The following is a 19,110-nucleotide window of genomic DNA, read 5'->3' on the forward strand; positions in this document are numbered from 1 at the left end:
GGGCCATGTGCCCTCCCGTCAAGTTCCCTGTGGAGTCACTATAGACGGCCGATGCCAGTGAGCCGGCAGTCGGGATTCCACGCTGTGCTCAGAACTGGTCCGGTAGCCAGGTGGCGAGCCCGGGGAACCAGGCGAGTGCCAGCAGCATGCCGAGCTGTAGCACGATGAAGGGGATCACCCCCCGGTAGATGGACGAGGTGGGCACCGAGTCGGGCGCCACCCCGCGCAGGTAGAAGAGGGCGAAACCGAAGGGAGGCGTGAGGAAGGAGGTCTGCAGGTTGATGGCGATCATGATGCCCAGCCAGATGGGGTCCAGCCCCATGGCGAGCAGGATCGGCCCGACGATCGGCACCACCACGAAGGTGATCTCGATGAAGTCGAGGATGAAGCCGAGCAAAAAGATCACCAGCATCACCACCAGCGTCGCCCCGATCACGCCGCCCGGCATGTTCTCGAAGACCTCGGTGACCAGTTCCTCGCCGCCGTAGGCCCGGAACACCAGTGAGAACAGCGCGGCACCGATCAGGATCAAGAACACCATGGTGGTGACATGGACCGTGGAGCGCAGCACGTCCTTGAGGGTGGACAGGTCCAACTGGCGATAGGCCAGGGCCAGCATCAGGGCGCCGAAGGCCCCCACCGCCGCGGCCTCGGTGGGCGTGGCGAAGCCGCCCAGGATCGAGCCCAGTACGACGATGATCAGCACGATCGGCGGCACCAGGCCCTTGAGCAGCAAAAGGCCCAGGCCTCCCTCGTGGCCGAGCTCGGCCATCAGGTCCTGACGGTCGATGGCCGGGGCGGCGCTGGGCTTGAGCCAGGCGATGAGCGTGACATAGGCGATGTAGAACACCACCAGCAGCAGGCCGGGCACCAGGGCGCCCATGAACAGATCGCCCACGGAGACCGTCTTGGGGCTGAAGATGCCCATGGCCAGCTGGGCTTGCTGGTAGGCCGAGGAGAGCACGTCACCCAGCAGCACCAGGGCGATGGACGGCGGGATGATCTGGCCCAGGGTGCCGGTGGCACAGATGGTGCCGGTGGCGAGCGGCATGCTGTAGCCGCGCTTGAGCATGGTCGGCAGCGACATCAGGCCCATGGTCACCACGGTGGCGCCGACGATGCCGGTGGAGGCCGCCAGCAGCATGCCGACCAGGGTCACCGAGATGCCCAGGCCCCCACGCAGCGAGCCGAACAGCAGGGACATGGCCTCGAGCAGGGTCTCGGCGACCTTCGACTTCTCCAGCAGCACCCCCATCAGCACGAATAGCGGCACGGCGAGCAGCGTCTGGTTGGTCATGATGCCGTAGAGGCGGTTGGGGAAGGCCGACAGGAAGCCGCTATCGAAGTGGGCGTCGATGCCCATGGCTTCCAGGCCCAGCCCGAGGCCGGAGAAGAGCAGGGCGGTACCGGCCAACGACAGGGCGACGGGATAGCCGGCCATCAGCACCAGGCAGATGACGGCAAACAGCACCAGCGGCATGAACTCCAGCATCACAGGCGCTCCTCGTGGGGTTCGTCCTCATGGGGGGCCGTGGTGAGTCGTCCGGTCAGCACCATGATGTTCTTCGCCACCTCGACCAGCGCCTGCAAGAGCATCAGGCCGGCGAACAGAGGGATCAGGGTCTTGAGCAGGAAGACGCCGGGGATGCCGCCGGACTCTGGCGAGCCCTCGAAGATGCGCCAGGACTTGCCCACGTATCCGAGGCTCGACAGGATCACGAAGACCATCACCGGCAGCAGCAGGAAGAGGGTACCGCAAAGGTCGACCAGCGCCTTGCGCTTCGCGCGCATGGCCCGGTAGAAGATGTCCACCCGAACATGGCCGTCGTGCTTGAGGGTATAGCCTGCCGCCAGCATGAAGACCATGGCATGCATGTACATCACCGATTCCTGCATGGGGATGCTGCTGACGTTGAAGGCGTAGCGCATCACCACGATCAGGAACTGGATCAGCATCATCACCAGGACCAGCCAGGAGAGGCTGCGGCCGAGCCACTCCGAGAAACCGTCGAGCCTGGCCAAAAGCCCAGGGAGCTCATGTGAAGGGGACATGGGAGCCTCGCTGTGGGTCGGGGCGAATCGAGGTCGGCCATGGTCGCACGGCATCACGCCGCGGGACGCTGGCCGGGTCAACGCTACCTATACGGTAGTCGCCTTCGACCGTTGATGGCGAGTATTGGGGGTATCAGCGGGGAGCCAGGGTGGCGCGACACGCCTCGGGCAGGTGGATGTCGACGGCGATCGGCAAGTGGTCGGAGAAGAGGTGATCGAGCACCTTGACCTCATCGGCCTGAAGTGAGTTCGACAGCAGGATGTGGTCCAGCGCGCGGCGGGGCTGCCAGGAAGGGTAGCTGAGCGGTGGGCGCACCGGATGCAGCGACAGGGCATCGCGAAAGCGCGAGTGGGCATGCAACTGCTCGGGCGTGCAGTTGAGGTCGCCCATCACCACCACATGGTGCAGCGGGGTGATGAGCTCGCTGAGGTAGTTCAGCTGGCGTACCCGGCCGCGATGGCTCAGGGCCAAGTGGGCGACGAACACATGCAGGGCATCCGGTCCCTCGCCGAAGCGCGCATGAATGGCGCCGCGTCCCGGCAGGGTGCCGGGCAGGCGATGTTCCTCGATGCGTGCCGGACGCAGTCGCGACAGCAGGCCATTGCTGTGCTGGGCCATCTGGCCCAGGTTACGGTTGAGCTGCTGGTAATGGTGGGGAAAGCCGGCGTGGCTGGCGAGGTACTCCACCTGATTGACCCGGCCGGAGCGGAAGCTGCCACCGTCGACCTCCTGGAGGCCGACGATGTCGAACCGTCCCATCACCTCGCTCATCATCTCGAGGCGCTTGAGCCGTCCGCGGTGCGGCAGCAGGTGCTGCCAGCTGCGCGTCAGGTAATGATGGTAGGCCGAAGTCTGGATCCCCACCTGCAGGTTGAAAGTCAGCAGGCGCAGGTGGTCGGTCGGGTGCTTCGGCCACCTGGCCTCGGCCAGCGACGACGTCATCTCAGTCTGCGCGCTCCTCACGCACCTTCTCCACCAGGGCACCGGCGATCTGCGGCATGTTGGCCAGGCTGCCGGCGCTGCTCGGGGTGACCACATAATGGCCGTCGACGATCAGGGCGGGGACGCCCATCAGCTGCATGTCGCGCATCCGGGCATGGGCCTGGTTGACCTTCGCCTTGACGCCGAAGGAGGACAGCGCCTCGCGGGCCTCCTCCTCGCTGACGCCGTAGTCGCTGAAGAAGGCGGCGATCTCGTCGATCTCGGTCAGCGAACGGTTCTCCTCATGGATGGCATGGAAGAAGTCGTCGTGGACCGCGTCGAGGATGCCCAGTTCCTGGGCCGCGTAGAAGGCCAGGGCATGCTGGTTCCAAGCCCCGCCCATGGTCGCCGGCATGCGCTGGAAGGCGACGTCCTCGGGCTGGTCGGCGACCCAGGCATTGAGCGGGTCTTCCAGGTTGTAGCAGTGGGGGCAGCCGTACCAGAAGGCTTCGGTGACCTCGATCTGGCCGGCGTCGACCTGGGTCTCCACCGGCGCGTCGAGCACCGTATAGTGCTGGCCTTCCACCACCGGGTCGGCAAAGGCGAGGGTGGACAGACCGAGGCCGGCCACGGCCGCCATCAGGGACTTGAACATGGAAGAAACGCTCCTTGAATCAGCCTTGAAGAAAACAGGATACCGGCGGGGCAGGTCCCGCGCCGCTGGCTTGGAGTCCGTAGGCCGGCGGGGGTTCCCCGCTGGCAGACGACGAGGGCGGCCCCGGTCCGCCCTCGCCTGATGCTCCCGCCCGATCGTGGCGACCCTGGCGATTAGTGCAGGCCCAGCACGTAGTTGGCCACAGCTTCCATGTCGCGGTCGCTCATCTTGGAAGCGATGTCACGCATGATCGCGGCAGGGTCATTGGCGCGCTCGCCAGCGGCGAAGGCCTGCAGCGTGCTGACGGTGTACTCGGGATGCTGGCCCGAGAGTGCCGGATAGACCGCGGTGCCGATCCCCTGGCCGGTCGGGGTGTGGCAGGCGGCACAGGCCGGGATACCCTTGGCCATGTCACCGGCCCGGTAGAGCTCGCGGCCATGCTCGACCAGCGCCTCGTCGGGATCGGCCTGGCCCAGGGCCGGTTCCTGCTCGGCGAAGTACTTGGCCACGTCCCAGGCGTCCTGGTCGGAGAAGTCGTCCACCTGGCCGGCCATCTGCGGCACCATGCGGTTGCCGTCCCGGATGTCCATGATCTGCTTGGCCAGGTAGGAGGCCTGCTGGCCAGCCAGGTTGGGGAAGGCGCCGGAGGGGCTGATACCTTCCTGGCCGTGACAGGCGGCGCAGGCCTGCGCCTTCTCGCGCCCCGCCGCCGCGTCGGCTTCCGACTGCAGGTCGGCGTGGGCGGCGCCCACGGCGCCCATGGTGATTGCCAGGCTTGCCAGTAGCTTTCTCATCGCTATTCCACTATGCCGTTACATGGTTACCGGTACGTACCCCGGGTGACGCCCGGGACTGGCCGGGCCTCCCTGCGGCGGGACGTCATCGCCGCGGCAGGGTCGGTCGCTGCCGGCGGAAGCTCGGTGATATACTTGCGCGCCCCGGGTCGCAGACAAAAGACACTGCATTATAACCAAACACCCGTGCCGCGGGAATGCAAGCCGGGGCGCCACCGATCATTGCCAGGACCTCCCGCCATGTCGCGACTCAGCGCTTCGCCCAGCACGCGTCTCAATTACCCGACCGCCCGCTTCCTCACCAGTGCCCCGACTCTGGCCGGCTGTCCCGCGGACGCCGGCGCCGAGGTGGCCTTCGCCGGGCGCTCCAACGCCGGCAAGTCCAGTGCCATCAATGCCCTGACCCGCCAGAAGGCGCTGGCTCGCACCTCCAAGACCCCCGGCCGCACCCAGCTGATCAACTTCTTTGCCCTGGGTGAGGATACCCAGCACCGGCTGGTCGACCTGCCCGGCTACGGCTATGCCAAGGTGCCCGAGCAGGTAAAGCTGGAATGGCAGCGACACCTGGCCGACTACCTGCGGCGGCGGGCGTCGCTGCGCGGCCTGGTGCTGGTGATGGACGTACGCCATCCGCTCACCGAGTTCGACCAGACCCTACTGGGCTGGGCCGACGACCAGGACATGCCGGTGCATGTCCTGCTGACCAAGGCCGACAAGCTGAAGTCGGGGGCGGCGAAGGCGGCCCTTCAGCAGGTCCGCGCGCGGCTGCGTGAGTGGGAGGACCTAGTGACGATCCAGCTGTTCTCCGCCCTCAAGAAGCAGGGCATCGAGGAGGTGCATCGGCGTCTCGACGACTGGCTGTTGGCGGAGATCCCCGCCGACTAGGGGTGTCAGGTGCGCTGACGCAACCACGACCTAGGGGATTGGCACCGGACCCTCGCGGATGCCGCCGTAGGGTAGATAAGCGCCAGCGCATCTACCAGGGTCGGCGCCGGGCTGGGAGCGATGTCAGGTGCGCTGTCGCTTACCTGACCTACCGGACTCGAAGGCTAGTCCCGTTCCAGCCGCTTGAGCAGGCCGGGCAGCTCACGGACATGGCGCAGACGATGGGCGCCCTCGGGCAGCGGCGCGCCATGCGGCGTGTCCGGGGCGATCCAGGCGGCCTGCATCCCCAGGCGCAGGGCCGGCATCACGTCCTCCTTCCAAGAATCGCCGACATGCAGCGCCCGTGTGGGGGAGGTGCCCAGGCGGGACAAGGCCGCCAGGAAGGGCCGTGCATCCGGCTTGGGGGCGTGCATCTCGCCGGCGGCGATGGTCACCGCGAAGTGCCGGCTCAGTGCCAGGCGGTGGAAGGCCAGGTTGCCGTTGGTGATGGAGCCGAGTCGGTAGTGCCGCCCCAGTTCGGTGAGCATTGGCTCCACTTCCGGGTGCGGTGTGACCTCCAGACGCAGAGCATGGAAGCGCGCCATGGCATTCGCCGCCCACAGGCGGGCCGCGCTTCTCGGCAGCCCAAACGCCTCCAGCAGTTCCGTCAGGGCGCGCTCACGCAGCCAGCTGAAGTCGCCGCGGCGCAGCGGGTGGCACTCGGCGAGCTCGCGACGCCGATGTTGGTAGGTCGTCAGCGGCATGCGCTCGGCGAAGCGCCCCAGGTGTTGCTCGCCGCGTTCGGCCAGCCAGGTGCCCAAGGCCGCATCGAGCCAGCCGTAGTGACCTTCCTCGGTACGCGCCATCACCCCGCCGTTGTCCCACAGGGTGTCGTCCAGGTCGAAGGTGATCGCCTCGAGCTTCATGGCGGCGCCTCGTCATCGTCGCGGCGCCGCCGGGCCCGCGGGTGGGCGGCGTCGTAGCTCGCCGCCAGGTGCTGCCAGTCGAGGTGAGTATAGACCTGGGTCGTGGCCAGGTCGGCATGCCCCAGCAGCTCCTGGACGGCGCGCAGGTCCTGGCTCGATTCCAGCAGGTGGCTGGCGAAGGAGTGACGCAGCCGGTGCGGGTGCAGGTGCTCGTCGAGCCCCCGTCGCCTGGCCAGTTCGGCAAGCCGTTTCTGGATGGCGCGATGGCCCAGACGGTGGCCGCGGTTGCCGACGAACAGTGCCGCTTCGCCTTGGCCGGCCAGGGTGCCGTGCACGGCGAGCCAGGCGTCCAGGGCCGACCGGGCGCGGCGTCCTACCGGCACCTGGCGGGGCTTGCCGCCCTTGCCCAGCACCCGGACGCGATGGCTCTGCAGGTCGCTGAGGTCCAGGGCCGCCAGTTCGGCCAGGCGCAGGCCGCTGGAGTAGAAGAGCTCCAACATGGCCTGGTCGCGCCGGGCCAGGGGGGAGCCGTCGTGGGGGATATCGAGGAAGCGGACCAGGCGGTCCACGTCCAGCGGCTTGGGCAGGTGACGGGGCAGACGCGGCGAGCGGGTCAGGCTCACCGGGTTGTGGGCCAGGGTGCCGGCCTCGACCAGCCGGCCGATGAACCGCGACAGTGCCGCCCGCCGCCGGGCCAGGCTGCGGGGCGCCAGCCCCCGGACACGCTCGCTGCCCAGGAAGCGGCGCAGCAGTCCGACGTCCAGACCCGACCAGGTCGTAAGGCCCTGGCGGTCGAGGAAGGCGACCAGGGCCGCGAGGTCCCGGCGATAGGCTGCCACCGTGGCCGGACGGGCGGTGCGCGCCAGCTCGGCCAGGAAGGTCTCGACCTCGGCGCTCAGCGGTGAGTCAAGGCAGGGCGTCTTACTCATCAGGACGTCTTACTCATGGGGCGCCAGGCGGACCAGCAGCCGGGTCACCACGTCACCCAGGTACTCGGTGAACAGGGTATCCAGGCTGGCGCGGAAGTGGTCCGGGTCGTGGCTGGCCAGCACCAGGTAGCCCAGCGGTTCGCCCAGGGTCAGCCGCGCCAGGGCACAGGAGCCGGCTTGGTCGGGGGCCGGCGCATGAGGCAGCAGTCGCTTCCAGTCGGTGGGCGTGAGCCGGGTACAGCGGCTGGCGCGACCATCGAGCAGGGCGGCCAGGCGTCGCGCGGCGTGGTCGTCGAGGACCTGACGGGGGGGCTGGGGCGGGTGCGGTTCCGGGTCGCTGAGGCGCGCCGGGCACCACAGCGCCACCGCGGGGGTGTGGAAGCGTTCGCTCATCTGGGTGGCCAGCGCCTGGCCCAGGGCATCGTTGTCCTCGGCCTCGAGCAGCGCCAGTACCAGTTCCCGGGTGCGGCGATACTGGGCCTCGTTATGGCGGGCCGACTCCAGCAGCTGCTCGAGGCGCCACTCGGCCTGCTCGGCACGGTGGCGCAGGTCGCGGACCAGGCGCTCCAGCAGCGAGGTGGTGCCCTGGGTGTCGGGATGCGGCAGCTTGAGCTGCTGAAGCAGGCCCTCGCGACCGACGAAGAAGTCCGGGTGACGGGCCAGCCACTGGGCCACGACATCCGGGTCCAGGGTCTTGCGTGGCTCGGGGGCGGCTCGGTTCATGCGCTGTTCTCCTTGGGTCTGGCCTCAGGCACGCGCGGATGGGGGAACGTTCAGTTCAGGGCAACCCGGCCATCGAAGACCCGCTCGGCGGGACCGGTCATGGTCAGCGGGGTCTCGCCGCCGGCCCACTCGATGGTCAGGTCGCCGCCGGGCAGGTGGACGGTGACCGGGCTCTCCAGCAGCCCCTGGCGGATGCCGGAGGCCACGGCCGCGCAGGCCCCGGTACCACAGGCTAGGGTCTCCCCGGTGCCACGTTCATAGACTCTCAAGCGTATCTCATGGCGAGAAACGACCTGCATAAAGCCGACATTGACGCGCCTGGGAAAGCGCGGATGCCCCTCGATGGCCGGCCCGAGGATCGCCACCGGCGTACTGTCTACGTTATCGACCCGCAGCACGGCATGGGGGTTGCCCATCGACACCACGCCGACCTCGAGGGGTTGACCGTCCACCGTCAGGGGGTGAAGGACGCGGTCCTCCTCGGCCTCGAAGGGCACCTCGGCCGGGGCGAAGCGAGGCCGGCCCATGTCCACCGTGACCTGGCCGTCGGACCCGACGGCCAGGGTCAGCGGGACGCCGGCGGTCTCGACATGGATCTCGCGCTTGTGGGTCAGGCGCTGGTCGCGCACGAAGCGGGCGAAGCAGCGTGCCCCGTTGCCGCAGTTCTCCACCTCGCTGCCGTCGGCATTGAAGATCCGGTAGCGGAAGTCCATGTCCGGGTCTCGCGGTGGTTCGACCACCAGCAGCTGGTCGAAGCCGATGCCGAAGCGCCGGTCGGCCAAGGCGCGTATTCGGGGGGCGTCCAGCCGGGCCCGCTGGGTGATCAGGTCGACGACCATGAAGTCGTTACCGAGCCCATGCATCTTGGTGAAGTGCAGCAGCATCAGGATGTCTCTCCGGGCGCCGCCGCGTCGGGCGCCGTCGCCTCGTCATCCGGGAGCAGCGCCTCGCCGGCCCACAGCGCTTCGAGGGGCTCGCGGCGTCGCACCAGATGGACCCGTTCGCCGTCGACCATCACCTCGGGCGGGCGTGGTCGGCTGTTGTAGTTCGAGGCCATCACGAAGCCGTAGGCGCCGGCGGAGCGTACCGCCAGCAGGTCGCCGGCGGCGATGGCCAACTCACGGTCCTTGCCCAGGAAATCACCGGTCTCGCAGACCGGGCCGACCACGTCGAAGGTACCGGTCTCCCGGGGGCGGCGGGTATCCACCGGCAGGATCGCCTGCCAGGCCTGATAGAGCGCGGGCCGGATCAGGTCGTTCATGGCCGCGTCGACGATGGCGAAGTTCTTGGTCTCGCCGGGCTTGAGGAACTCGACCCGGGTCAGCAGCACCCCGGCGTTGGCGGCGATGGAACGACCCGGCTCGAACAGCAGGGTCAGCCGCTCGCTGCCCGGCCACTGGGCCAGTCGTTCCAGCAGGGCGGTGGCGTAGTCGAAGGGGGCTGGCGGATGCTCGTCGTGATAGGGCACTCCGAGGCCCCCCCCGAGGTCCAGGTGCTCGACCTCGATGCCCTGCTCGCGCAGGCGCTCGAGCAGCATCAGCAGGCGGTCCAGGGCATCCAGGAAAGGGGCAAGCTCGGTGAGCTGCGAGCCGATATGGCAGTCCAGGCCGACGATGCGCACGTGATCCAGTCCGGCGGCGTGGGTGTAGACCGCCAGCGCCTCGTCCACCGGGATGCCGAACTTGTTGTCCTTGAGGCCGGTGGAGATGTAGGGGTGGGTGCCGGCGTCGACGTCCGGGTTGACCCGCAGCGACACCGGCGCCACCGTGCCGAGGCGTCCGGCCACGGCATTCAGGCGCTCAAGCTCAGGGCGCGACTCCACGTTGAAGCACTTGATGCCGACTTCCAGGGCGCGGGCCATCTCGCCTGCCTGCTTGGCGACCCCGGAGAACACCACCTTCGCCGGGTCGCCGCCGGCGGCCAGCACCCGCTCGAGTTCGCCCACGGAGACGATGTCGAAGCCGGCCCCCAGGCGCGCCAGCAGGCCCAGCACCGCCAGGTTGGAGTTGGCCTTCACTGCGTAGCAGATCAGGTGCGGATGGCCGCCCAGCGCCTCGGTATAGGCGCGGAAGTGCCGGGCCAGGGTCGCCTTGGAATAGACGTAGCAAGGGGTGCCGAACTCGTCGGCTACCCGGGTCAGGGGAATGTCCTCGCCGTAGAGTACCCCGTCGCGGTAGTTGAAATGATCCATGCCTAGTTCTCGTCCTCGGTGGTCTCCGGGGCGCCGTAGCGGTCGGCCGCCGCCTCGTCGTCGGGCAGATAGAGCGGGCCCTTCTGGCCGCAGCCGGCCAGCGCCAGGGCCAGCGCCAGGGCCGCCAGGAGGCGTCGGCGCATCAGCCCTGGCCCTCACGGGAAGACAGGGCCGCCAGGGCGTCACGGGCCCGCTGGGCGGCCGCCCGCACCTGATCGGGGGCGGTGCCGCCGATATGGTTGCGGGTGGCCACCGAGCCCTCCAGGGTCAGCACCGCGAAGACGTCCTCGTCGATGACGTCGGAGAACTGCCTGAGCTCGGCCAGGCTCATCTCGGAGAGGTCCTTGCTCTCTTTGATGCCGAAGGCCACCGACTGGCCGACGATCTCGTGGGCATCGCGGAAGGCCACGCCCTTGCGCACCAGGTAGTCGGCCAGGTCGGTGGCGGTGGAGAAGCCCTGGCGCGCCGCTTCCTGCATGTTGCCGGCCTTGGCCTCGATGGCCGGCACCATGTCGGCGAAGGCACGCAGGCAGCCCTTGACGGTATCCAGGGTGTCGAACAGCGGCTCCTTGTCCTCCTGGTTGTCCTTGTTGTAGGCCAGCGGCTGGGACTTCATGAGCGTCAGCAGGCCCATCAGGTGGCCATAGACCCGGCCGGTCTTGCCGCGTACCAGTTCCGGCACGTCGGGGTTCTTCTTCTGCGGCATGATCGAGGAGCCGGTACAGAAGCGGTCGGGCAGGTCGATAAAGGCGAACTGGGCGCTGGTCCACAGCACCAGCTCCTCGCTCATCCGTGACAGGTGCATCAGCAGCATGCTGGCGAAGGCGGTGAACTCGATGGCGAAGTCCCGGTCGCTGACCGCGTCGAGGCTGTTCTCGGCCGGGCGCTCGAAGCCCAGCAGCTCGGCGGTCACGTGGCGGTCGATGGGGTAGGTGGTGCCAGCGAGTGCCGCGGCGCCCAGCGGCAGCACATTGACGCGCTTGCGGCAGTCGAGCAGCCGCTCGTGGTCACGGGCCAGCATCTCCTGCCAGGCCAGCAGGTGGTGGCCGAAGGTCACCGGCTGGGCGGTCTGCAGGTGGGTGAAGCCGGGCATGATGGTGTCGGCCTCGCGGTCGGCCAGCATGATCAGCCCCTCGCGCAGCCGCGCCAGCTCGGCGCCGACCACGTCAATCTCGTCACGCAGGTAGAGGCGGATGTCGGTGGCCACCTGATCGTTGCGCGAGCGACCGGTGTGCAATTTCTTGCCGGTGATGCCGATCTTGTCGGTGAGCCGTGCCTCGATGTTCATGTGCACGTCCTCGAGCCGCACGGACCACGCGAACTCGCCGCGCTCGATCTCGCCGCGGATCTCACCGAGCCCCTCGATGATGGCGTCGCGCTCCTCGTCGGTCAGCACGCCGACTCGGGCCAACATGGTGGCATGGGCCACGGAACCCTGGAGGTCGTGCAGGGCGAGGCGCCGGTCGAAGTCGACCGAGGCGGTGAAGCGTTCGACGAAGGCATCGGTGGGCTCGCTGAAGCGGCCCCCCCAGGACTGGTTGGTACTGGTATTCGTCGGACCTGTACTCGTCGGACGTGAGCTCATCGGGCGGGATATCCTGCATGACGGTAGGGTAAGTGACAGCCGGCGGGGCCGGCATGCTGCACGGGACATGGCGGAAAGTGTACCAGAGTCCCGTTGGCTGGCGAGGGGCGACCCCTGCACCTGGCGGCCGGGCGCGGCGATTTTTCCTGATCTGCGAGGTGCTTTATGATGAGGATCATCCATGTCTTCACCAGGCGCCGGCGTGACGGGCGTCATGTGCAAGCGAACCGGTACCGGGAGAACCTCGTGCAACCCATTCATACGCTGCGTATCGCCACGCGCAAGAGTCAACTGGCCATGTGGCAGGCCGAACACGTCCGTGACCGCCTGATGACGATCCACCCCAGCTTGAAGGTGGAGCTGGTGGCCATGGCCACCCGCGGCGACAAGATTCTCGATACGCCGCTGGCCAAGGTCGGCGGCAAGGGGCTGTTCGTCAAGGAGCTCGAGGAGGCGATGCTCGACGGGCGGGCCGACATCGCCGTGCACTCCATGAAGGATGTGCCGATGCACTTTCCGGAGAGCCTGGGGCTGTCGGTGATCCTCGAGGGGGCCGAGCCCACCGACGCCTTCATCTCCCACCACTACGCCAGCCCGGACGAACTACCCGAGGGGGCCCGCATCGGCACCTCGAGCCTGCGCCGTGGCCTGCAGATGCGCGAGGCGCGTCCCGACCTCGAGGTCCTGACCCTGCGCGGCAATGTCCAGACCCGCCTGGGCAAGCTCGACGACGGCGAGTTCGATGCCATCCTGCTGGCCACCTCCGGCCTCCGACGGCTGGGGCTCGATGACCGCATCACCATGGAGCTGCCGCCCGAGATTTGCCTGCCGGCCTGCGGTCAGGGGGCGCTAGGGATCGAGTGTCGCATGCACGATGCCGACCTGATCGCCCTGCTGGCGCCGCTGGATGACGAGATCACCGCCACCCGGGTGCGCGCCGAGCGCGCCATGAACACCCGCCTCGAGGGGGGCTGCCAGGTACCCATCGCCGGCCATGCGATCTACGAGGATGACGGCCAGACTCTGTGGCTGCGCGCCCTGGTCGGCAACCCCGACGGGACCGAGGTGCTGCGGGCCGAGGGGCGCGGCTCGATTTACGAGCCCGAGGCGCTGGGTATCCGGGTGGCCGAGGAACTGCTCGACCAAGGCGCCGGGGACATCCTCGCCGAGGTCTACGGCGCCGATTGATGAGCGAGGAGCTACCGGTACTGATCACGCGCCCGGGCAAGCGCGCGAGGGCCCTGGCTGCGGCCATCGAGGCGCACGGCTTTCGCGTCGTGCGCCTCGAGCCGCTGGAGCTGGTGCCCCTGCCGGAGACGCCGGCGATGCGCATGGCCTGGCTGGATCTCGACCAGTTCCGGCGGGTGGTGGTGGTCAGCCCCTTCGCCGCCGAGTGTCTCGCCGACGCGTTGGACCGCTACTGGCCGCAGCTGCCGGTGGGGGTCGACTACTATGCGGTAGGGGCCGCCACGGCGGCGACCCTGCATCACCACCTGGGCGTCCGGGTGCACGTGCCGCCGGCGGACGGCGAGGACACCAGCGAGGCCCTGCTCGCGCTGCCTTCCCTGAAGGCCCCGGCGGGCGAGCGGGTGCTGCTGGTGGCCGGCGAGGGCGGACGTTCCCTGCTGGCGGATACCCTGGCCGCCCGGGGCGCCCGACTGACCCGCCTGGCGGTCTACCGCCGGGTGACAAGGCCGCCTTCGCCGGCCGACCGCCAACGGCTCGAGGCGGGGGCGTACCGGGCCCTCGTGGTGAGTAGCGGAGAAATCCTCGAACATCTGGCAAGATGGTGTACAGAGGCCGCCTTGAACCAACCGCTAATCGTCTCGAGCCGGCGGTTGGCTACACTGGCCGGCCAACAGGGATTTCGTTTCCCCGTCGTGGCGTCGGGGGCCACACCCGTCGCCCTGGCGGCTGCGGTGGCCAGGGCCGGCGACCCGGAGGAGGCCGATGTCGATCATGACGATCTCGAAAAGGGCTAGCGACAGATGAGCAATCAATCAAACGATCAGGACGAACAGCAGACGCCTTCCGGCAAGGCCCAGGGCGGCGCTGATGCGGAGGGCGCCGGCGGTCAGTCGAAGGCGGATGCCGGACGCTCGTCCGGTGGCGCCTCACGGCGCTCGCGCCGACGGGACAAGGGACGTGCGGCCTCCTCTGGCGAGCGTCCGTCAAGCACGTCTGCCATCGCTGATTCCCAGGCCTCCGAAGCGGCCAGCGGCAAGGTCGCCGGTGGCCAGCAGACGCCAGGCAAGCCGGCCGCGGGTGGCCGCGAGGCGGGCGACGACAAGGCGTCCCCGGGCGCTGCCGACAAGTCGTCCGGCACCGCGTCATCTTCCTCCGGCGACAGCAAGCCCTCGTCAACGGGCGGTACCGGGGGCCGGGGGGGCTCCACCTCCGGCCAAGGGGGGCGCGGTGGCAGAGGCGGCAAGGCCGGTGTCGTGGCGCTGGTGCTGGTGATCCTGCTGGCCCTCGGCGTCGCCCTGTTCGGCTGGCAGGCCTGGCAGCGGTTGCAGGCCCAGCAGCAGCGGCTCGCCGCCCTGCCCGACCAGGTGGTCGATCAGTCGGCCCTCGGCGATCTGCGCCAGCAGCTGTCGAGCGCCGAGAGCGAGCGCCGGGCGGCGATCGATGAGGCCATCTCCTCGGTGCGTGATGACTTCACCGACTATCGCGAGAGCGTGAACCAGACCCTCGATAAGGTGCTCGACGAGCTCTCCCGCCAGCAGCAGACCGATGAGCGTGAGTGGCTGCATGCCGAGGCCGCCTACCTGCTGCGTCTGGCCAATCAACGCCTGCGGCTCGAGCGTGATGTTCAAGGCGCCGCCGCTTTGCTGCGCACCGCCGATGAGCGCCTGCGCGAGGCCGACAACCCCGCCTTGATGCCGGTGCGCCGCGAGATCGCGTCCGAGCTGGCGGCGCTGGAAGCGGTGCCGAACGTCGACCGCACCGGCGTTTACCTCGCCCTCAATGCCCAGCAGGAACAGCTGGCCGGTCTGCCGCTGGCCCAGGACATCGAGGAGATGACCGCCGAGGAAGCCGCCCTCGAGGAGGCGCCCTCCGGGGGCTGGCAACAGCAGCTGGCGCGTTTCGGCGAGGAGCTCAAGGAACTGGTCACCGTGCGCCAGCACGACCAGGCCCTTGAGGCACTGATCTCGCCGGAGCAGGAATCCTACCTGCGTCAGAGCGTGCGCCTGGTCCTCGAGCAGGCCCAGCTGGCGCTGCTGAAGGAGGAGACCGAGCTGTACCAGGCCAGCCTCGACAAGGCGCTGACCCTGATCCGGGGCTACTACGATACTTCCAGCGAGGGGGTGCAGTCGGTGATCGCGCGTCTCGAGGAGCTCAAGCAGAAGCGCATCCGCCCCGAACTGCCCGACATCAGCGGCTCCCAGCAGGCGCTGGCGTCCTTCATCGAGCGTCGCTTCGAGAGCCGGGGTGACGGCCAAGGCAATGGTGGCCAGGGAGACGACGCATGAGAAAGCTGATCCTGATCGTGGTCGTGGGGCTCGCGCTTGGCGCCCTGCTCGGCCAGCTGATGATGTCGGTGCCCGGCTACTGGCTGGTGCGCGTGGGCGATACCTCCTTCCAGACGTCCTTCTGGTTCGGCCTGGTCCTGCTGTTGGCCGTCTTCGTGGTGGTCCATTTCGTGCTGCGGCTGTTGATGCGCCTGACGCGACCGGTCTCGCGCTTCAAGGTATGGAACAGCCGGGCCCGCAACCGTACCGCCATGAAGCGCACCGTGCGTGGGCTGGTGGCGCTGGCCGAAGGGCGCTGGAAGCGCGCCGAGAAGTCACTGGTCAAGGCCGCCGACGACTCCAGTACGCCGCTGGTCAACTACCTCTCTGCGGCCCTGGCGGCCCACTACCAGGGTCGCTACGAGCAGGCCGACAACCTGCTCAAGCGGGCTCACCTGAGCACGGAGGGGGCCGACACGGCCGTGGGCATGGTGCAGGCTCAGCTGATGCTGGACCGCCAGCAGTACGAGGAGGCGCTGGCGATCCTCACGCGCCTCGACCGTCATCTGCCCAATCACCCGCAGGTGCTCAAGCAACTCAAGCAGGCCTACCTGAGCGTCAGCGATTGGGAGGGCCTGCGTCGCCTGATGCCGCGCCTGGGCGCCCAGCAGCTGATCTCCCCGGAAGAGCGTGAACAGCTGGAGCTGCGCGCCTACCGGGAGCTGATCGGCCAGGAGGCGCGTCAGCCCGGCGACATCGAGCGCGTCCGCAACCTCTGGGCGGACATGCCCGAGCACCTGCGCACCAATACCGATCTGATCGTGCTGTATGCCGAGGCGCTGGTGCGGGGCCACGAGGAGGGCGTCGCCGAGCGGCTGCTGCGTCACTCCCTCAAGGAGCATTGGGATAGCCGGCTGGTCCTGCGCTATGGCCTGCTCGACGTGGATGCCGCCCGTCAGCTGGTCACCGCCGAGAAGTGGCTGCAGGAGCGACCCAACGACCCCGACCTGTTGCTCACCTTGGGGCGCCTCTCGCTGCGCAACGCCTACTGGGGCAAGGCCCAGGAGTACTTCGAGGCGAGCCAGCGCCAGCGTCCCAGCGGGGTGGTCTGTGCCGAGTTGGCCCGCCTCTATGCCAACCTGGGCGAGCACCAGAAGAGCCAGCTCTACTATCGTCAGAGTGTGGAGCTGCTTGACAAGTCGCTGCCGGCCCTGCCGCAGCCTGCCGAGGAGGAAAAGGCCCAGCCGGCGGCCACGCCGAAGACGGCCTGAGTCGGTTCCTTCTCCGCCGCCGACCAAGGGGGCGCCATCCGGCGCCCCCTTTGCTCGTCATGGGGTGCAGGGTGTGGCGATCACGTCACCTCGTCGACGTCGTCACTGTCCGGCTTGTGATGCGAGGCGTCCGCGATGTGCTCGATATCCGCGTGGCGATCGTCCGCCATGACTGCACTGGCACGCTGCGGTCGCCTCGCCGGCTCCAGCACCCGGACGTTGGCCGCCGGCGCCCGGCCGGCCTTGTCCTCGCCGAAGTAGAGCGTGGTGTGGGGGAAGGGAATCTCGATGCCGGCGTCATCGAAGCGCAGCTTGACCAGGCGGTTGTAGGCGCGGCCCACGGCCCACTGGTCGCCGGGCGTGGTCTTGATGACCACCCGAATATTTACCGAGCTGTCGGCCAGGGCGGTGACACCCGCGACGGTGAGGGGTTCGAGCAGCTTGTGGCCATGCTCCTCGCTGGCCTTGAGGTCCTCGAAGGCCAGCTTGAGCTGCTCGATGGCCTCGTCGATGCTCTCGCGGTAGGCGATGCCGTACTCGCCGACATGGTTGCCGAATTCGCGCATGTAGTTGGACACGGTGTCCACGCTGGAGAAGGGCACGATGTGGTAGGTGCCGGACAGGTCGCGGATGCCTACCGAACGGATGCTGAGGCGTTCGGCGGTGCCGGTGATGCCGCCTACCGTGACCACATCGCCGGTGTTCATGGCATTCTCCACCTGGATGAAGATGCCGGTGATGATGTCCTGCACCAGCTTCTGGGCGCCGAAGCCGATGGCCAGGCCGAGCACCCCGGCACCGGCGATCAGCGGGCCGATGTTGATGCCGATCTCGGCCAGCACGATCATCGCCGTCATGGTGATCAGGGCGATGGCCAGGGCATTACGGAACAGCGCCAGCAGGGTCTGGGCCCGGGCCGAGGGCACGCCGCCACCGGTCTCCGGGTTGAGCTTGTGTTCGATCAGGCTGGCCAGGCCCAGCCAGAGCGCCGCGGCCATCACCAGGATCACGGCCACGCTGATGGTCTTGCCGATCAGGCCGCGGCCTGCCTCGGAGGCGTACCAGGCGGCCAGGTCGAAGGCGCCCCAGGCGCTCAGCACGATCATCACCACCGCGATCAGGATCAGGGCGCGGATCACGCGCAGGGCATTGGGCACGTAGCTGTTCAGGCGTGGCTCGAGCAGCGGCAGCTTGCGACGCAGGTCGTCGGAGAGCCGGATGCGCCGGCCGATAGTCTGGGTCAGCAGGCGGGAAAGCAGCATGCCGACGATCACCGCGGCCAGGGTCTGGAGGGTGGCGACGAGCACGAAGGGCAGGGCGTCTGCCGGCCGGGTCAGGGTGAGCACCAGCACCACCACGAAGTAGGCCAGGGCGAACAGGTGCCAGGTGCGCGCGAACAGCTGCAGCGAGACCCGGCTGGCGGCCATGGTGGTCTGCGCGGCCTTGTGGTTGAGGCCATCGCGGATGCGGGTACGGTTCCTGAGGATGACCGCCACCGCGTAGATGAAGGCGGCAATCATGATCAGGGTGCCGACGCTCTGGCCCAAGGTCGGCGTCAGGTAGGCGTTGATCAGCGGCACCACCACCATCAGGCCATAGCCCACCAGGCCGATCAGCCGGGCGATCCAGCGGTTCCAGTAGGAGGCATCCGCGGCGCCGATAGGCAGCAGGCGTAGCCCCTCGTAGCGGGATGAGAACAGCATGCGCACCCCCGCCTTGAGCAGCTCGATCACCAAAAAGGCGTTGAGAAACAGCGAGGCCCGGGTCGACAGCGCGCCGGTTTCGCCGATGGCGAAGGTGGCGATCAGGTTGCCGCCCACGTAGGCCAGGGCGACCACCAGCACGTCGATCAGCGCGGCCAGGGCCACGCAGAGCACCAGTCGTAGCACCGGGGTGAGGCCCTTGCCGGTCAGCGACCACTGGCTGATGCGGGTGAACAGGGGCTTGGCCAGGCGGCGCACGATGGTGAACAGCACGAAGGTGGCCAGGATCACCAGGCCCAGGTTGATGGCGGCCTCGAGGAAGGCGGCCATGTCGAAGCCGTCCTCGCCGAGCCCGCCGCTGAACAGCGAGCCGATCACCCCGAGGAGGTTCTCGAACTGGGTCCCGATGTCGCCGACGATGCGGCTGGTCAGCTCGGCCAGCTGTCGCGGCAGCGATGGCTCGGCAGCGGTTTCCTCGGCCGTCTGCGCGGCCTCGGCACCGGACGCCTCGGCCAGGCCGCGCAACTGGTCGATCAGCTGCTGGCGCGTCTCGGGGTTCTCGAGCAGGTCGGCCAGGGTGGCGTAGGCCGGCGGGTCGCCGCCGGTATCGGCCTGCTGGCCCATGGCCGGGGGGGCGATCGCCGTCAGGGCAAGGATCAGCCACCCGATGACCAGGGAAAGGATTCGCGGTGAGTTCACGCGGTGACCTCCGTCTCTTGGCGTGGATGCGAGGGGTGAGGGGCATCGGCCGGGATCATCATACGGCCCCCGGCAGACTAGCACGAGTCAGGCCATGCGCCGGTGCCCATGGCCAAAAAGTGTACACGAGCTATACAGTGATGTCCGATTGTGTCATGTTGAGGGTGACATGCCCAAGCGGAGTGCGAGGGCGCTCCCGGCAGGCAAGCCTGTACCCCCTTGCGCCATCCAACTGGATGGCGTTTTTTTGTGGTGCGCCAGGCATGGCGCGCAGCGCCTGACTGGCGCTGTTCCCGAGGGTGGTGCCTCGGGATGACTTGGGGGTGAAAGTTCCCTGCACGCCC

Annotated in this window: 18 protein-coding genes; 5 read left to right on the plus strand and 13 right to left on the minus strand. The window is 68.4% G+C overall.

The window, feature by feature from the left end:
• Positions 1-88: 88 nt before the first annotated feature.
• The 5 genes from FHR94_RS07250 to FHR94_RS07270 form a co-directional block, all read right to left on the minus strand.
• Positions 89-1,492: a TRAP transporter large permease gene (locus FHR94_RS07250; protein ID WP_183324957.1), complete on the minus strand. Its 1,404-nt coding sequence runs from the start codon at positions 1,490-1,492 to the stop codon at positions 89-91.
• A complete protein-coding gene (locus FHR94_RS07255; RefSeq protein ID WP_183324958.1) occupies positions 1,492-2,052 on the minus strand; it encodes a TRAP transporter small permease subunit in 561 nt (186 codons plus the stop codon). Before FHR94_RS07255 ends, FHR94_RS07250 begins: the two co-directional genes overlap by 1 nt.
• Before the next feature lie 133 nt (positions 2,053-2,185).
• Complete coding sequence (locus tag FHR94_RS07260; RefSeq protein ID WP_183324959.1) at positions 2,186-2,995, minus strand: endonuclease/exonuclease/phosphatase family protein; 810 nt, start codon at positions 2,993-2,995, stop codon at positions 2,186-2,188.
• A 1-nt stretch (position 2,996) separates the two neighbouring features.
• Entirely contained in the window at positions 2,997-3,629 is a 633-nt protein-coding gene (locus tag FHR94_RS07265) for a thiol:disulfide interchange protein DsbA/DsbL (RefSeq protein ID WP_183324960.1), read from the minus strand.
• Between the two features lie 173 nt (positions 3,630-3,802).
• The gene (locus FHR94_RS07270) at positions 3,803-4,423 is read right to left on the minus strand and encodes a c-type cytochrome (protein WP_183324961.1); all 621 of its coding nucleotides are present in this window, start codon (positions 4,421-4,423) and stop codon (positions 3,803-3,805) included.
• A gap of 240 nt (positions 4,424-4,663) precedes the next feature.
• On the opposite strand from FHR94_RS07270, the gene yihA reads away from it, so the two are divergent.
• The gene (yihA, locus tag FHR94_RS07275; RefSeq protein ID WP_183324962.1) at positions 4,664-5,308 is read left to right on the plus strand and encodes a ribosome biogenesis GTP-binding protein YihA/YsxC; all 645 of its coding nucleotides are present in this window, start codon (positions 4,664-4,666) and stop codon (positions 5,306-5,308) included.
• A gap of 164 nt (positions 5,309-5,472) precedes the next feature.
• Here the strand turns inward: yihA and FHR94_RS07280 are convergent, their stop codons facing one another.
• The 7 genes from FHR94_RS07280 to argH are packed head-to-tail and all read right to left on the minus strand — an operon-like array spanning position 5,473 to position 11,641.
• Positions 5,473-6,213, minus strand: coding sequence for an HAD family hydrolase (locus FHR94_RS07280; protein ID WP_183324963.1), 741 nt, complete (start codon positions 6,211-6,213; stop codon positions 5,473-5,475).
• Positions 6,210-7,142, minus strand: a complete 933-nt coding sequence (locus tag FHR94_RS07285) for a tyrosine recombinase XerC (RefSeq protein ID WP_183324964.1) — start codon at positions 7,140-7,142, stop codon at positions 6,210-6,212. The genes FHR94_RS07280 and FHR94_RS07285 overlap by 4 nt, the downstream gene beginning before the upstream one ends.
• 9 nt (positions 7,143-7,151) lie before the next feature.
• The gene (locus FHR94_RS07290; RefSeq protein ID WP_183324965.1) at positions 7,152-7,865 is read right to left on the minus strand and encodes a DUF484 family protein; all 714 of its coding nucleotides are present in this window, start codon (positions 7,863-7,865) and stop codon (positions 7,152-7,154) included.
• Between the two features lie 50 nt (positions 7,866-7,915).
• Positions 7,916-8,749 (minus strand): diaminopimelate epimerase, encoded by an 834-nt coding sequence (dapF, locus tag FHR94_RS07295; RefSeq protein ID WP_183324966.1) that lies wholly within the window; start codon positions 8,747-8,749, stop codon positions 7,916-7,918.
• Complete coding sequence (lysA, locus tag FHR94_RS07300; protein WP_183324967.1) at positions 8,749-10,056, minus strand: diaminopimelate decarboxylase; 1,308 nt, start codon at positions 10,054-10,056, stop codon at positions 8,749-8,751. Before lysA ends, dapF begins: the two co-directional genes overlap by 1 nt.
• A 2-nt stretch (positions 10,057-10,058) precedes the next feature.
• Positions 10,059-10,199, minus strand: coding sequence for an LPS translocon maturation chaperone LptM (gene lptM / locus FHR94_RS07305; RefSeq protein WP_183324968.1), 141 nt, complete (start codon positions 10,197-10,199; stop codon positions 10,059-10,061).
• Positions 10,199-11,641 carry an argininosuccinate lyase gene (gene argH, locus FHR94_RS07310; protein WP_183324969.1) on the minus strand — a complete coding sequence of 481 codons (1,443 nt, stop codon included), beginning with the start codon at positions 11,639-11,641 and terminating at the stop codon, positions 10,199-10,201. The genes lptM and argH overlap by 1 nt, the downstream gene beginning before the upstream one ends.
• A gap of 246 nt (positions 11,642-11,887) precedes the next feature.
• On the opposite strand from argH, the gene hemC reads away from it, so the two are divergent.
• Genes hemC through FHR94_RS07330 form a run of 4 tightly spaced genes read left to right on the plus strand, consistent with a single transcriptional unit; the run spans position 11,888 to position 16,364 of the window.
• Complete coding sequence (gene hemC, locus FHR94_RS07315) at positions 11,888-12,829, plus strand: hydroxymethylbilane synthase (protein ID WP_343064642.1); 942 nt, start codon at positions 11,888-11,890, stop codon at positions 12,827-12,829.
• Positions 12,829-13,623 carry a uroporphyrinogen-III synthase gene (locus FHR94_RS07320; RefSeq protein WP_183324970.1) on the plus strand — a complete coding sequence of 265 codons (795 nt, stop codon included), beginning with the start codon at positions 12,829-12,831 and terminating at the stop codon, positions 13,621-13,623. Before hemC ends, FHR94_RS07320 begins: the two co-directional genes overlap by 1 nt.
• Before the next feature lie 6 nt (positions 13,624-13,629).
• A complete protein-coding gene (locus FHR94_RS07325) occupies positions 13,630-15,114 on the plus strand; it encodes a uroporphyrinogen-III C-methyltransferase (protein WP_183324971.1) in 1,485 nt (494 codons plus the stop codon).
• Positions 15,111-16,364 carry a heme biosynthesis HemY N-terminal domain-containing protein gene (locus FHR94_RS07330; protein ID WP_183324972.1) on the plus strand — a complete coding sequence of 418 codons (1,254 nt, stop codon included), beginning with the start codon at positions 15,111-15,113 and terminating at the stop codon, positions 16,362-16,364. The genes FHR94_RS07325 and FHR94_RS07330 overlap by 4 nt, the downstream gene beginning before the upstream one ends.
• 80 nt (positions 16,365-16,444) lie before the next feature.
• On the opposite strand, the gene ybiO is transcribed toward FHR94_RS07330, so the two are convergent.
• Positions 16,445-18,766 (minus strand): mechanosensitive channel protein, encoded by a 2,322-nt coding sequence (gene ybiO, locus FHR94_RS07335; RefSeq protein ID WP_343064643.1) that lies wholly within the window; start codon positions 18,764-18,766, stop codon positions 16,445-16,447.
• Positions 18,767-19,110 lie beyond the last annotated feature (344 nt).

This window comes from Halomonas cerina (assembly GCF_014192215.1).
In the GTDB taxonomy this organism is placed as follows: domain Bacteria; phylum Pseudomonadota; class Gammaproteobacteria; order Pseudomonadales; family Halomonadaceae; genus Halomonas; species Halomonas cerina.